The sequence below is a fragment of the Streptomyces sp. SID14478 genome, from assembly GCF_010548525.1.
GTDB lineage: Bacteria > Actinomycetota > Actinomycetes > Streptomycetales > Streptomycetaceae > Streptomyces.
The window spans coordinates 1-12,848 of record NZ_JAAGMG010000517.1 but is presented as its reverse complement, the minus strand read 5'-3'; the positions used below and the strand labels follow the sequence as shown (position 1 = coordinate 12,848).

At 71.1% G+C, this 12,848-nt stretch carries 12 protein-coding genes and 1 tRNA gene; 11 read left to right on the top strand and 2 right to left on the bottom strand.

Annotated features, from left to right (window positions below; translation table 11 throughout):
- A partial coding sequence (locus G3I40_RS16955) for a trypsin-like peptidase domain-containing protein (protein WP_164302988.1) occupies positions 1 to 1,194 on the top strand: 1,194 nt, incomplete at its 5' end.
- A gap of 72 nt (positions 1,195 to 1,266) precedes the next feature.
- Positions 1,267 to 1,351 (top strand) — tRNA-Ser (locus G3I40_RS16950).
- Between the two features lie 83 nt (positions 1,352 to 1,434).
- Here the strand turns inward: G3I40_RS16950 and G3I40_RS16945 are convergent.
- Positions 1,435 to 2,346, bottom strand: a complete 912-nt coding sequence (locus tag G3I40_RS16945) for a bifunctional DNA primase/polymerase (RefSeq protein ID WP_239091780.1) — start codon at positions 2,344 to 2,346, stop codon at positions 1,435 to 1,437.
- A 371-nt stretch (positions 2,347 to 2,717) separates the two neighbouring features.
- Between G3I40_RS16945 and G3I40_RS16940 the strand changes: the two genes are divergently transcribed.
- The 9 genes from G3I40_RS16940 (at position 2,718) to G3I40_RS16900 (ending at position 11,662) form a co-directional block, all read left to right on the top strand.
- Complete coding sequence (locus tag G3I40_RS16940; RefSeq protein ID WP_164302987.1) at positions 2,718 to 3,029, top strand: hypothetical protein; 312 nt, start codon at positions 2,718 to 2,720, stop codon at positions 3,027 to 3,029.
- 185 nt (positions 3,030 to 3,214) lie between these two features.
- On the top strand, positions 3,215 to 4,420 hold the full coding sequence (locus G3I40_RS16935; protein ID WP_164302986.1) for an acyl-CoA dehydrogenase family protein: 1,206 nt from the start codon (positions 3,215 to 3,217) through the stop codon (positions 4,418 to 4,420).
- Positions 4,417 to 5,367, top strand: coding sequence for a bifunctional MaoC family dehydratase N-terminal/OB-fold nucleic acid binding domain-containing protein (locus tag G3I40_RS16930; RefSeq protein WP_164302985.1), 951 nt, complete (start codon positions 4,417 to 4,419; stop codon positions 5,365 to 5,367). Before G3I40_RS16935 ends, G3I40_RS16930 begins: the two co-directional genes overlap by 4 nt.
- Position 5,368: 1 nt before the next feature.
- The gene (locus G3I40_RS16925; RefSeq protein WP_164302984.1) at positions 5,369 to 6,493 is read left to right on the top strand and encodes an acyl-CoA dehydrogenase family protein; all 1,125 of its coding nucleotides are present in this window, start codon (positions 5,369 to 5,371) and stop codon (positions 6,491 to 6,493) included.
- Complete coding sequence (locus G3I40_RS16920; protein ID WP_164302983.1) at positions 6,490 to 6,951, top strand: MaoC/PaaZ C-terminal domain-containing protein; 462 nt, start codon at positions 6,490 to 6,492, stop codon at positions 6,949 to 6,951. The genes G3I40_RS16925 and G3I40_RS16920 overlap by 4 nt, the downstream gene beginning before the upstream one ends.
- Positions 6,948 to 8,114: a lipid-transfer protein gene (locus G3I40_RS16915; RefSeq protein WP_164302982.1), complete on the top strand. Its 1,167-nt coding sequence runs from the start codon at positions 6,948 to 6,950 to the stop codon at positions 8,112 to 8,114. The genes G3I40_RS16920 and G3I40_RS16915 overlap by 4 nt, the downstream gene beginning before the upstream one ends.
- A 67-nt stretch (positions 8,115 to 8,181) precedes the next feature.
- Positions 8,182 to 9,042: a glycoside hydrolase domain-containing protein gene (locus G3I40_RS16910; protein ID WP_164302981.1), complete on the top strand. Its 861-nt coding sequence runs from the start codon at positions 8,182 to 8,184 to the stop codon at positions 9,040 to 9,042.
- A 192-nt stretch (positions 9,043 to 9,234) separates the two neighbouring features.
- Positions 9,235 to 9,861: a SigE family RNA polymerase sigma factor gene (locus G3I40_RS16905; RefSeq protein ID WP_164302980.1), complete on the top strand. Its 627-nt coding sequence runs from the start codon at positions 9,235 to 9,237 to the stop codon at positions 9,859 to 9,861.
- Between the two features lie 142 nt (positions 9,862 to 10,003).
- Positions 10,004 to 11,662: a long-chain fatty acid--CoA ligase gene (locus G3I40_RS16900; protein WP_164302979.1), complete on the top strand. Its 1,659-nt coding sequence runs from the start codon at positions 10,004 to 10,006 to the stop codon at positions 11,660 to 11,662.
- Between the two features lie 166 nt (positions 11,663 to 11,828).
- Here G3I40_RS16900 and G3I40_RS16895 read toward each other — a convergent pair.
- Positions 11,829 to 12,848 (bottom strand): response regulator (locus G3I40_RS16895; protein WP_343244945.1); only part of this gene is annotated, 1,020 nt, incomplete at its 5' end.

The window sequence follows — 12,848 nt, the reverse complement described above, 5'->3', positions numbered from 1 at the left end:
TACGCCTCCGGCGGTGGCGGCGGTTCGTCGTGGGGAGACTCGTACCAGCAGCCGCAGCCCAAGCCGGGCGGCCGGCGCGGCGGGCTGCTCGCCGGGGTCGTCGCGGCCGCCCTGATCGCGGGCGCCGTCGGCGGTGGCGTCGGCTACTGGGCCGCGGAGCGGGGGGACGACGGGGGCACCGGCTCGACGACCGTCTCCGCCTCGAACCCGGCCGACCTCAAGCGGGACCCGGGCACCGTCGCGGGCATCGCCGCCAAGGCGCTGCCCAGCACGGTGACCATCGAGGCCGAGGGCAACAACGGCGAGGGCGGCACCGGTACCGGCTTCGTGTACGACAAGGAAGGCCACATCCTCACCAACAACCACGTGGTGGCGGAGGCGGTCGACGGCGGCAAGCTGTCGGCGACGTTCTCGAACGGCAAGAAGTACGACGCCGAGGTGATCGGCCACGCGCAGGGCTACGACGTCGCGGTCATCAAGCTGAAGAACGCGCCGAACGACCTCAAGCCCCTCACCCTCGGGAACTCCGACAAGGTCGCCGTCGGCGACTCGACCATCGCGATCGGCGCGCCCTTCGGCCTGTCGAACACGGTGACCACGGGCATCGTCTCGGCGAAGGACCGCCCGGTGGCCTCCAGCGACGGCGCGAGCGGCAGCAAGGCCTCGTACATGAGCGCCCTGCAGACCGACGCCTCGATCAACCCGGGCAACTCCGGCGGCCCGCTCCTCGACGGCAGCGGCAGCGTGATCGGCATCAACTCCGCCATCCAGTCCTCCTCCAGCGGCGGCCTGGGCGGCTCGGGCCAGTCCGGTTCGATCGGCCTCGGCTTCGCCATCCCGATCAACCAGGCCAACATGGTCGCCCAGCAGCTGATCAAGACGGGCCAGCCGGTCTACCCGGTGATCGGTGCCACGGTCTCCATGGAGGAGGGCACCAGCGGCGCGAAGATCACCCAGCAGGGCACCGACGGTTCCGCGGCGGTCACGGCGAACGGGCCGGCGGCCAAGGCGGGCCTGAAGTCGGGCGATGTCATCACCAAGCTCGACGACACGGTGATCGACTCCGGCCCGACCCTGATCGGCCAGATCTGGACGCACAAGCCGGGCGACACCGTGAAGCTCACCTACACGCGTGACGGCAAGGAGCACACCGTCGACGTGACCCTGGGCGAGCGCAAGGGCGACAGCAACTGAGGAGCCGGTCCGCGCACCCGCTACCCTGGTCCCGCGCCATGACGGCCTCGACGAGAACCGTCACGCGCGCGGGGTGGGTTGCCCGAGCGGCCTAAGGGAACGGTCTTGAAAACCGTCGTGGCGAGAGTCACCGTGGGTTCAAATCCCACACCCACCGCGTAGGGCGAAGGCCCCCGACCAGCAGTACTGGTCGGGGGCCTTCGTCGTGGGCGCCGGCGGACGGGTGCCGGCTCGGAGGGTTCAGGGGCCCGTGGTGAGGCGGGCGGCCGACGCGATCGTCTGGCGCGCTTCCCGTTCCGTCAGGCCCGTGCGGACCGCGGCGTCCGTCAGGGCGTCGCTGAGGGTGTCACCGAGGCCGCTCTCGTAGGCGCGGCAAGCCGCCCAGAAGAGGCGGGTGTTGCGCTGCCCTTCATGGGCGCCGAGGACGAACTGGACGAGGCCCAGACCGTGTTGCCCCGCGCGGTCGGTGGCGGGGTGGTGTGCGCGCGGCGGGGGCGTGAGCAGCCGCAGGAGCGCCGGGGGGCAGGGCGCGGGCGCGAGGTGGGCCGTGCCGGGCACCGTGCTGTATACGCCGTGCTCGGTACGGGAGCCGGGCCCCACCAGGTAGCCGCCCGCGCCGCGGATGTCGATGCCGGGGGCCAGGCGCCCCGCGGAGTTCGGCACGACGACGTCCGGCGGGCCGCTCAGCCACAGGTGCCGGCCGCCGCTCGGCGTGGCCACGACCACGGTCTCGGGGATCGTGAACAGATGCCGTAAAGCCAGCTCGCGCAGGGAGGCGGAGGAGTCCGTCCCGGTCTTGGTGTCCAGGTCGACGCCGATGAGGTGATGCGGTGGGAGGCCGCACGCGATCCCGTATCCGGTTGCCCGGGGGGCGGCCGCGAACAGCGCGCGGATGCGGCGCGGGTCGGTCGTCGCGTCGTACACGCCGTGGCCCGGGAGCCCGCACTCGCCGTGGCAGCGGGGAGTCCACGGAGGATCGTCGCGGTGCGGTGAGGGGAGCGCCGGGAGCTTGGTGCGGGAGAGCGGGATGACGGCGAGGCCGCGTTCGGCGGCCGAGAGGGCGTGCGCGAGCGCCAGGGTCGCCAGGGACGCGGAGGGGACGGACGGTACGGACGGGGAGGAGGGGGCGGGGCGCCGGTCGATGGTGGCCATGGCTTCATTTTCGTACGAGTGTTCGAAAGAGGGAAGGGGGGGTGACCCATACGGGGCGCCTATTTACCAAAAATGTGCCGAAACGCTTCCTCGCCCGGGAGGACTGGCCCGTGATCACCGGAAGGGGGCGCGTTCGGGATGAGCTGGGGGTTTGAGGGCGTGAAGAAGGTTTATCGACATGTCCTCACGCTTGCGAGGGAATAGTCGCTTCCGGGCTGGTTCGCCAGGGATTCGGTGGGCAATTCTGATCTCGCGACGTCGTGAACAACGCCGAGGCGGTCGGCCAACTGCCTTGGGAAAACCCGTACTTCCCGGGTGCCGGACCCCCGTCCGAGCTCCCGTGCGTACTTCCCTGTTCTGGAGGAATAGACATGGCTTCCATCCGTAGTGCCCGCGTCATCGCCGCTGTCGCCGCCCTGCCCCTCGCCGCGGCCCTCTTCTCCGGGGTGGCGATGGCCGACAACGGCGCGTTCGCGGACAACGGATCGAACGCAGGGGTGGCGACGTCCAGCGGCAGTGGTGTCGGACACGACAACAAGGGCAACTCGTCCACCACGCAGCAGCAGGCCGTCGGCGCAGGTGCCTCGAACCAGAGCAACACCGCCCAGGTGAACGGCTCGGCCTTCACGGCGATCGACCAGTCGAACAAGAACATCGCGGTGAACTTCACCAAGCTCTGGTGACCTCACGGCTCCTGCACGGCAGGGGTCTCCGTGGGGTGCGTGACAGTCTGCGCGGCGGTGCTCCGGCACCGCCGCGCAGGCGTTTTCGCGCGACCGGTGCGGCCTGGCGGATCTCTTGACACTCCCCGATATCTGACGGACAGTCAGAAACCCTTGTTCGTACGAGGTCCGGGAGGGCCGCCGCCGTGCATCTCGCTCCCACCGAGCGCCAGCGCGAGCTCCGCGTGCAACTGCGTGAACGTTTCCGTACGTTGATGCCGGACGGGCCGCCCGCGCACGACGACCTCGCCGGGCAGCGACGGGTACTGCGCCGGATGGGGGCCGAGGGCCTGCTCGGACTCGGCTGGCCCGTCGAGTACGGCGGGCAGGGGCGCGGCCCCGACGAGCAGTTCGTCTTCTTCGACGAGGCGTATCGCGCGGGTGCGCCGGTCTCCATGGTCACGCTGAACACCGTCGGTCCCACGTTGATGAAGTTCGGGACCGAGGAGCAGAAGGCGTACTTCCTGCCCCGGATCCTCAGCGGTGACCTGGTCTTCGCCATCGGGTACAGCGAGCCGTCGGCGGGGACCGATCTCGCCTCGCTGCGCACCCGGGCCGTGCGGGCCGACACCGACGGGGACTGGCTGATCGACGGGCAGAAGGTCTTCACGTCGAACGCGCAGAACGCCGACTGGATCTGGCTCGCCTGCCGCACCGCCCCCGACGCGCCCAAGCATCAGGGCATCTCGATCATCCTGGTCCCCACCGACGCTCCGGGCTTCTCGTGGACCCCGATCCACACGGTGGGCGGGCTGACCACGACGGCCACGTACTACGACGGGATCCGCGTCCCCGGCTCGAACCTGGTCGGGGAGGAGAACGGCGGCTGGGGCCTGATCACCAACCAGCTCAATCACGAGCGGGTCGCCCTCGCCGCGATCGGGATGCAGGCCGAGGACTTCTACGACCAGGTCCTCGACGCCGCCCGTACACCCGATCCGGTGACGGGCGAGCGCCGGATTGACGCCCCGTGGGTGCGGTCCCAACTGGCCCAGGCGCATGCCCGGCTGGCGGCAACGCGCCTGCTCAACTGGCGTTTGGTGGGCGATGTCGGGGCAGGCCGGCTGGCCCCCGGCGACGCGAGCGGCGTGAAGTTCGTGGGAACCGAATCGGCGGTCGAGGTGTACCAGATATGTCAGCAGATCGCGGGCGAGGCCGGGTGGGTGCGCGGCGGATCGCCCGGGGCGTTCGGGGCGTCCGCGGAGGGAGACGGTGAGCTCGCGGTGGGGGACGGGGAGTTGGAGCGGATGAACAGGGCAGCGCAGATCAACACGTTCGGGGGCGGGGTGAGCGAGGTGCAGCGGGAGATCGTGGCGACGATGCGGCTCGGAATGCGGCGGGGGAAGCGGTGAGCACGGTGACGAGCGGCCATGAGGTGCTGTCGTACGAGGGGTTGAAGGCGTTCGAGGGCCTTGCCGCGGCGCAGGGCGGCGAAGGCAGGGACCTGGTCAACGCGCCGATGATCCGGCACTGGTGCGAGGCCATGGGCGACAGGAGCACGGCCTACGAAGGCCCGGACGCCATCGCGCCGCCGACCATGCTGCAGGCGTGGACGATGCCGGGCCTGTCCGGATACGCGGACCGCTCGGGGCCCTACGACGACCTGCTGCGCCTGCTGGACGGGGCCGGGTACACCTCGGTCGTCGCGACCGACTGCGAGCAGGAGTACCTGCGGCCGCTGCGGCCCGGGGACGCGATCACCTACGACGCCGTGATCGAGTCGGTGTCACCGCTGAAGACGACGAAGCTGGGCACGGGCCATTTCGTCACGACGCGGATGGACGTCCGGGTGGGCGAGGAGATCGCCGGAACGCACCGGTTCCGGATCCTGAAGTACGCGCCCGCCGGCCGGAGCCCCGATTCACAGAAGGGCGACAAGGCGGCGGCGAAGAAGACCCGCCCGCGCCCCGTGGTGAACAGGGACAACGCCGGGTTCTGGGACGGCGTCACGCACCATCGGCTGCTCATCCAGCGCTGCCGCGGCTGCGAGACGCTGCGCTTCCCCTGGCTGCCGGGATGCAACGCGTGCGGCGGGCAGGAGTGGGACACGGTCGAGGCGAGCGGTGAGGGCACGGTCTTCAGCTACGTCGTCATGCATCATCCGCCCTTCCCGGCCTTCGACCCGCCCTACGCGGTGGGCCTGATAGAGCTGGCGGAAGGCGTACGCATCGTCAGCAACGTCATCGGGGTGCCTCCCGACAAGGTGCGCATAGGGATGCCGGTGCGACTCGAATTCCTGCGGGTGGACGAGGAGTTGGAGCTTCCGGTGTTCCGTGCTCTTGAGGGCGGTGAGGCGTGACATGGACTTCACACCCACAGCGGAGCAGGCGGCGGCACGGGAGCTGGCCGCACGGATCTTCGGCGACCTGTCCACACCGGAGCGGCTCGCGGGCCTCGGCGGTGCCATGGACAGCGAGTTGTGGAAGGCACTGGGCGATGCCGGACTGGTCGGCGCCGTGGAGGAGGCCGGTCTACTCGGGCTCGTGCTGATGCTGGAGGAGCAGGGCAGGGCGACGGCACAGGTCCCGTTCGCGGCGAGCGGGGTGTACGGGTTGCTCGCGGTGGGCGCGCACGGCAGCGCGGAGCAGCGCGAGCGGCTGTTGCCGGGCCTGGGCGACGGTTCGTTGGTGGCGACCGGGGCTTTTCCGGGGCGCGGTGGGATCGTGGTGGCCGATGCCGATGCCGATGCCGATGCCGAGACCGAGGGCGAAGGCGGTGGGCGCCCGGGGTGGGCGCGGCTGACCGGGGTCGTGCCGTGGGTGCCCTGGCTGCGGGAGGCGACACACGTCCTGGTGGCGGTGCGGGCCCCCGCGGGCGGGACCGCACATGTTTCCCACAGCCTGTGGATGGTGTCGGCGTCCGACGCCCGCTGCGAGCCGGTCGAGCTCACCGCACCCTGGTCGGCCGGGCGCCTCGTGCTCGACGGGGCGCCGGCCGAACCGATCGGCGGCCCGGACGCGTACGAGGACGTGCTGGCGACGGCGCGGACCGCGTTCGCCGGGCTGCAGGCAGGGGTGGGTGCGGGGTCCCTGGCCAGGGCGGTGGAGTACACGAACCAGCGGGAGCAGTTCGGCCGGCCGCTCGCCGCCAAACAAGGGGTGCAACTACGCGCCGCGGAAGCCCACATGGACGTCGAGGCCATCCGGGTCACGGCCTACGAGGCGGCCTGGCGCCGGGACGAAGGGCTCGCGTACCGCAGCCATGCGCTGACCGCGGCCTGGTGGGCGTCCGAGGCGGGGCGGCGCGTGGTGCACGCGGGGCAGCACCTGCACGGCGGGATGGGCGCCGACCTCGACCATCCGGTGCACCGGCACTTCCTGTGGGGGAGACAACTGGACGGTTATCTGGGCGGGGGCAGTGAAGTGCTGGAGGAACTGGGCGAGTTGATCGCCGCTGCGGACGTGGAAGGAGGCGAGTCGGCATGAAGGAGGGCGAGCAGCTGGCGCCGTTGGAGATCCCGGTCACCCGGACCCTGATCGTCGCCGGGGCGATCGCGTCCCGCGACTACCAGGACGTGCACCACGACGTGGAGCTGGCCCGGCAGAAGGGCTCCCCCGACATCTTCATGAACATCCTCACGACGAACGGGCTGGTGGGCCGCTACATCACCGACCACTTCGGCCCGACCGCGGTGCTGCGCAAGGTCGCGATACGGCTCGGTGCGCCCAACTACCCCGGGGACACCATGGTGTTGACGGGCACGGTCACCGACGTCGTCGATGAGGCCGAGGAGGACGGAGAGGGGGGCGGCGGTGTCACGGCACAGGTGAGAGTCGTCGGGAAGAACGGCATCGGCAGTCATGTCACCGGCACGGTGACCGTCACCGTGCCCCGGACCGACGGTCCTTCGGCTCCGCCGCAGACCGAGGGGAGTCCGTCATGAGCGTGCGCACCAAGGACGGGCTCGGTGGCAGGGCGGCGATCGCCGGCATCGGCGCCACCGAGTTCTCCAAGGACTCCGGCCGCAGCGAGTTGAAGCTCGCGGTGGAGGCGGTGCAGGCCGCACTCGACGACGCGGGCCTGTCCCCCGCCGACGTCGACGGGATGGTCACCTTCACCATGGACACCAACCCGGAGATCACCGTGGCGCAGGCCGCGGGGATGGGCGAGCTCTCCTTCTTCTCGCGGGTGCACTACGGAGGGGGTGCGGCCTGCGGCACGGTGCAGCAGGCGGCCCTCGCGGTGGCGAGCGGCGTGGCCGAAGTGGTGGTCTGCTACCGGGCGTTCAACGAGCGCTCGGGCAGACGGTTCGGTTCGGGGGTGCAGCACCGGGAACCCTCGGCGGAGGGCGCGGCGCTCGGGTGGAACCTGCCGTTCGGGCTGCTCACCCCGGCATCCTGGGTGGCGATGGCGGCACAGCGGTACCTGCACACGTACGGGCTCACCCCCGAGGCGTTCGGCCACGTCGCCGTCGTCGACCGGAAGTACGCGGCGACGAACCCGGCGGCGTACTTCCACGGCAAGCCGATCACCCTCGCCGACCATGCCGCGTCGCGCTGGATCGTCGAACCGCTGCGCCTGCTGGACTGCTGCCAGGAGACGGACGGCGCGCAGGCGATCGTCGTCACCAGCGTCGAGCGGGCCCGCGATCTGCGTCAGGCTCCCGTGGTGATCGCCGCCGCGGCCCAGGGGGCGGGCCGTGGGCAGGAGCAGATGACCAGCTTCTACCGGGACGACCTGAGTGGACTGCCCGAAATGAGCGTGGTGGCACGGCAGTTGTGGCGCACGGCGGGGCTCGGGCCCGAGGAGGTGGACGTCGGGATCCTCTACGACCACTTCACGCCGTTCGTGCTGATGCAGTTGGAGGAGTTCGGGTTCTGCGCGCCCGGGGAAGCGGCCGGCTTCGTCGCCGAGGAGCGGCTGCCGCTCAACACCCACGGCGGACAACTGGGGGAGGCGTATCTGCACGGGATGAACGGGATAGCGGAGGGCGTGCGGCAGTTGCGGGGCACGGCCGTGAACCAGATATCCGGCGCGGCCACGGCCCTGGTCACCGCGGGCACCGGGGTCCCCACATCGGGTCTGATTCTGGGGTCGGACGGCTGAACCCGGCGCGTCTGCCCGGCCCGCGTGCCGGAGGGCCCCCTTCACTCGGTCCATGTATCGGCAAAAGATGATCATTGGACTTGTGGTGCTCCTGCTGGGGATCGGCGCCCTGCCGGCGGCCGCGGCGGCGGACTGGTCGGCGCGGGCCCCGGCGAAGGGGGGCGAGGACGGCGGAGAGGCGACGTCCGGGTCCGCGCCCTGGGACGACCGGGTGCGCACCTTCCACGGGCGGGCGTTCGACGCCTGCACGACGCCGTCCCGGGACACGATGCGGCGCTGGCAGACGTCCGACTACCGCGCGGTGGGCGTCTACTACGCGGGCCGCGGCCGCGCCTGTCCGCACCAGCCCGCGCTGACCCGGAGCTGGGCGCGGGCGGTGACCCGCATGGGGTGGGCGGTGCTGCCGGTGTACGTGGGGTCGCAGTCGCCCTGTGTCGGTGCGGGGCACAAGAAGGGGGTGCGCATCGGGCGGCACCCATGGGGACAGGGGAAGCGGGAGGCGCGGGACGCGGTGCGCCGCGCCGGGACGCTCGGCATCGAGCGCCACAGCCCGCTCTATCTCGACATGGAGGACTACGACTACCGGAACCGTAAATGCGCGGACACGACGTTGGCGTACGTGCGGGCGTGGACCAAGGAGGTGCAGCGGCGCGGTTACGTGTCCGGTTTCTACAGCAGCGCCGATTCGGGGGTGCGGCACATGGAGGCGGCGCGGCGCGCGGGCGTGCGGGACCTGCCCTCGGTGATCTGGTTCGCGCGCTGGCACACCAAGCCCCACCTGTACCGGGAGCGTGCGCTCGGGGGGAACGCCTGGCACCCGCAGCGCAGGATTCACCAGTACGCGGGGAACGTGAAGGAGCGGCACGGCGGCCGCACCCTGGTGATCGACCGGAACCTGGTGCACGCCCCCGTGGCGCGTATCGGCTGATTCGGGACCGGCCGGGAGCACGGCCGTGGACGTACGCTCGGGGTGGCTCTCGGGGCCGAACCCTCAGGTGCCCTCACCGCCTCCTCCACCTTCAGGAGGTGGGGTTACCACCCCTCGTACAACCTGAGGCGGAGGTCGCTTCGGGACCTCCGGCCGATCCGCGGGAGTAGGGGGCGCTCATAGCGTGGAGCCATGACCGCAACCCTGGCGCCTGTCTGCACCAGCGCATCGGAGCCGGCGACCCGTACCCCCGTGGGGACGCGTCCGGTGCCTTCGCCGCGCGCAACCCATTCGGCGCATGCAGCGCACTCGACGTACCCGTCGTTCGCGTCGTACGTCCGGGCGCGCCAGCCCGTGCTGCTGCGCACCGCCCGGTCGCTGACGGCGAACCCGTGCGACGCCGAGGACCTGCTGCAGACCGCGCTGACGAAGACGTACGTCGCATGGGACCGGATCGAGGACCACCGGGCGCTCGACGGCTATGTGCGCAGGGCCCTGTTGAACACGCGGACCTCGCAGTGGCGCAAGCGCAAGGTCAACGAGTTCGTCTGTGACGAGCTGCCGGAGCCCTCGCTGTCGTCGGGACTCGCGGCCACGGACCAGGCCGAGCAGCAGGCGCTGCACGACGCGATGTGGCGCGCGATCATGAAGCTGCCGGCGCGGCAGCGGGCGATGGTCGTGCTGCGGTACTACGAGGACCTGAGCGAGGCCCAGACGGCCGAGGTGCTGGGTGTCTCCATCGGCACCGTGAAGAGCGCGGTCTCCCGGGCGCTCGGCAAGCTGCGCGAGGACCCGGAGCTGATTCCGGCACGCGGCTGAGCGGGCGGCTCCACGCCCTTCGGTACTGGTCAGTACCGGTGGCTCGGTGATCGATCATTCCCGGGAGTAGTGACATACCACGCGGTATGCGGTGAGAATCGGCGGAACCTTACTGCTCCGTAGCGCCCACCGGGAGGACGCCGTGCTGAGCACGATGCAGGACGTACCGCTGACAGTGACCCGCATTCTTGCGCATGGCGTACTGGTCCACGGCTCATCGCAGATCATCACCTGGACCGGTGAGGGCGAGCCGCAGCGCCGGTCCTTCGCCGAGGCCGGGACCCGTGCCGTGCAATTGGCCAACGCCCTGCGCGACGAACTCGGCATCGAGGGCGACGACCGCGTGGCGACCCTCATGTGGAACAACGCCGAGCACGTCGAGGCCTACTTCGCCGTCCCCTCCATGGGCGCCGTTCTGCACACCCTCAACCTCCGCCTTCCGGCCGACCAGCTGACGTGGATCGTGAACCACGCCGCCGACCGCGTGATCATCGTCAACGGTTCCCTGCTGCCGCTGCTCGCGCCGCTGCTGCCCCGCCTGGAGACGGTCGAGCACATCGTCGTGTCCGGGCCGGGCGACCGTTCCGTCCTGGAAGGCGCCCGCGCCCAGGTCCACGAGTACGAGGAGCTCCTCGCCGGGAAGCCGACCACGTACGACTGGCCGGAGCTGGACGAACGCCAGGCGGCGGCCATGTGTTACACCTCCGGCACCACCGGCGACCCCAAGGGCGTCGTCTACTCGCACCGTTCCATCTACCTGCACTCCATGCAGGTCAACATGGCGCAGTCGATGGGGCTGACCGACGCCGACCTCTCGCTCGTCGTCGTTCCGCAGTTCCATGTGAACGCGTGGGGGCTGCCGCACGCCACGTTCATGACCGGCGTGAACATGTTGATGCCCGACCGCTTCCTGCAGCCCGCGCCGCTCGCCGAGATGATCGAGAGCGAGCGTCCCACGCACGCCGCCGCGGTCCCCACCATCTGGCAGGGCCTGCTCGCCGAACTCACCGCGAAGCCGCGCGACGTCTCGTCCCTCAACCAGGTCACGATCGGCGGCGCGGCCTGCCCACCGTCCCTCATGAAGGCGTTCGACGAACTGGGCATGCGTGTCTTCCACGCCTGGGGTATGACCGAGACGTCGCCGCTCGGGACGGTCGCGCGGCCTCCGGCGCACGTCGAGCCGGGCAGCGACGAGGAGTTCGCGTACCGGCTCACGCAGGGCCGTTTCCCGGCGGGCGTCGAGGCACGCCTCAGCGGCCCCGGCGGCGAGATCCTGCCCTGGGACGGGGAGTCCGCGGGTGAGCTTGAGGTCCGCGGCAACTGGATCTCGGGCGCGTACTACGGCGGCGCCGCCGCGGGCGCCGAACCGCTGCGCCCCGCCGACAAGTTCAGCGCGGACGGCTGGCTGAAGACCGGTGACGTCGGCACGATCAGCGCCGACGGCTACCTCACCCTCACCGACCGCGCGAAGGACGTCATCAAGTCCGGCGGCGAATGGATCTCGAGCGTGGACCTCGAGAACGCGCTGATGTCGCACCCGGACGTGGCCGAGGCCGCCGTCGTCGCCGTGCCCGACGAGAAGTGGGGCGAACGCCCGCTCGCCACCGTCGTGTTGAAGGAAGGCGCGAGCGCCGACTTCGAGACCTTGCGCGCGTTCCTCGCCGAGAAGGTCGCCAAGTGGCAGCTGCCCGAGCGCTGGACGATCATCCCCGCGGTTCCGAAGACCAGCGTCGGCAAGTTCGACAAGAAGGTGCTGCGCAGGCAATACGCCGAGGGCGGCTTGGACGTCACCAAGCTCTGAGTCGCCGGCAAGCGTTGAGCCGTCACCCAGCTCTGAGCCGCTACCCACCTCTGAGCCGCCGGCGCGTTCTGACCGTGTGAGTGTGTGGTTTCACGTGAAACAGGGGCGGCCCGTTGAGTCGATCAACGGGCCGCCCCTGTGTGTCAGTTGCTGATGCGCCTCAGCGTCAATTGGTGCCTATCTTCGCCAGCAGATCCACGATGCGGCTCTGCACCTCCGTGCTCGTCGAGCGCTCCGCCAGGAACAGCACCGTCTCCCCGGCCGCGAGCCGCGGCAGGTCGGCGTGTTCGACGGCGGCGGTGTAGACGACGAGCGGGGTGCGGTTCAACTGACCGTTCGCTCGCAGCCAGTCGATGATGCCCGCGCGCCGGCGGCGTACCTGGAGCAGATCCATGACCACCAGGTTCGGCCGCATCTGCGCCGCCAGGGTCACCGCGTCCGCGTCGCTCGCCGCCCGCGCGACCTGCATCCCGCGGCGCTCCAGGGTGGCGGTCAGCGCGAGCGCGATCTCCTCGTGCTCCTCGATCAACAGGACGCGCGGCGGGTGCGGCTCACTGTCGCGCGGCGCCAGTGCCTTGAGCAGGATCGCCGGATCGGCCCCGTACGCCGCCTCGCGCGTCGCCTGTCCGAGGCCCGCGGTCACCAGGACCGGCACCTCGGCCGCGACGGCGGCCTGCCGCAGCGACTGGAGCGCGGTCCGGGTGATCGGCCCGGTCAGCGGGTCCACGAACAGCGCGGCGGGGAACGCCGCGATCTGCGCGTCGACCTCCTCGCGCGAGTGCACGGTCACCGGACGGTAGCCGCGTTCGCTGAGCGCCTGCTGCGTCGTCACGTCGGGCGCGGGCCACACGAGCAGCCGGCGCGGGTTGTCCAGCGGCTCCGGGGGCAGCTCGTCGTCCATCGGCTGCGGCTGCGGCCGGTTGGCGACCTCGACCGCGCCGCCGGGACCGTCCAGCGGCTCGGGCCCCTCGTCGGCGTTCTGGTCGGGCGCGCCGATCGCGTAGGAACGGCCGCGCCCCTCCGAGGAGTTCGACGACAGCAGGGGCGGCTGGGGGTGCGGCCGGGCCGTCCCCTGTGCCGGTGTACCGGGGGCAGGGGTGCCTTGGGCCGGGGTCTGCGTGCCGGCCCCGGCGGGTTCGGCCCGGTTCGACAGCTTGCGCCGCCGCCCCGAACCGCCCGACGTCTG

Excerpts from the sequence above, each read along its gene's own strand:
- G3I40_RS16920 (WP_164302983.1), top strand. The coding sequence starts at position 6,490 with ATGAAGGAGGGCGAGCAGCTGGCGCCGTTGGAGATCCCGGTCACCCGG.
- G3I40_RS16915 (WP_164302982.1), top strand. The coding sequence starts at position 6,948 with ATGAGCGTGCGCACCAAGGACGGGCTCGGTGGCAGGGCGGCGATCGCC.
- G3I40_RS16925 (WP_164302984.1), top strand. The coding sequence starts at position 5,369 with ATGGACTTCACACCCACAGCGGAGCAGGCGGCGGCACGGGAGCTGGCC.
- G3I40_RS16905 (WP_164302980.1), top strand. The coding sequence starts at position 9,235 with ATGACCGCAACCCTGGCGCCTGTCTGCACCAGCGCATCGGAGCCGGCG.
- G3I40_RS16945 (WP_239091780.1), bottom strand. The coding sequence starts at position 2,346 with ATGGCCACCATCGACCGGCGCCCCGCCCCCTCCTCCCCGTCCGTACCG.
- G3I40_RS16910 (WP_164302981.1), top strand. The coding sequence starts at position 8,182 with ATGATCATTGGACTTGTGGTGCTCCTGCTGGGGATCGGCGCCCTGCCG.
- G3I40_RS16940 (WP_164302987.1), top strand. The coding sequence starts at position 2,718 with ATGGCTTCCATCCGTAGTGCCCGCGTCATCGCCGCTGTCGCCGCCCTG.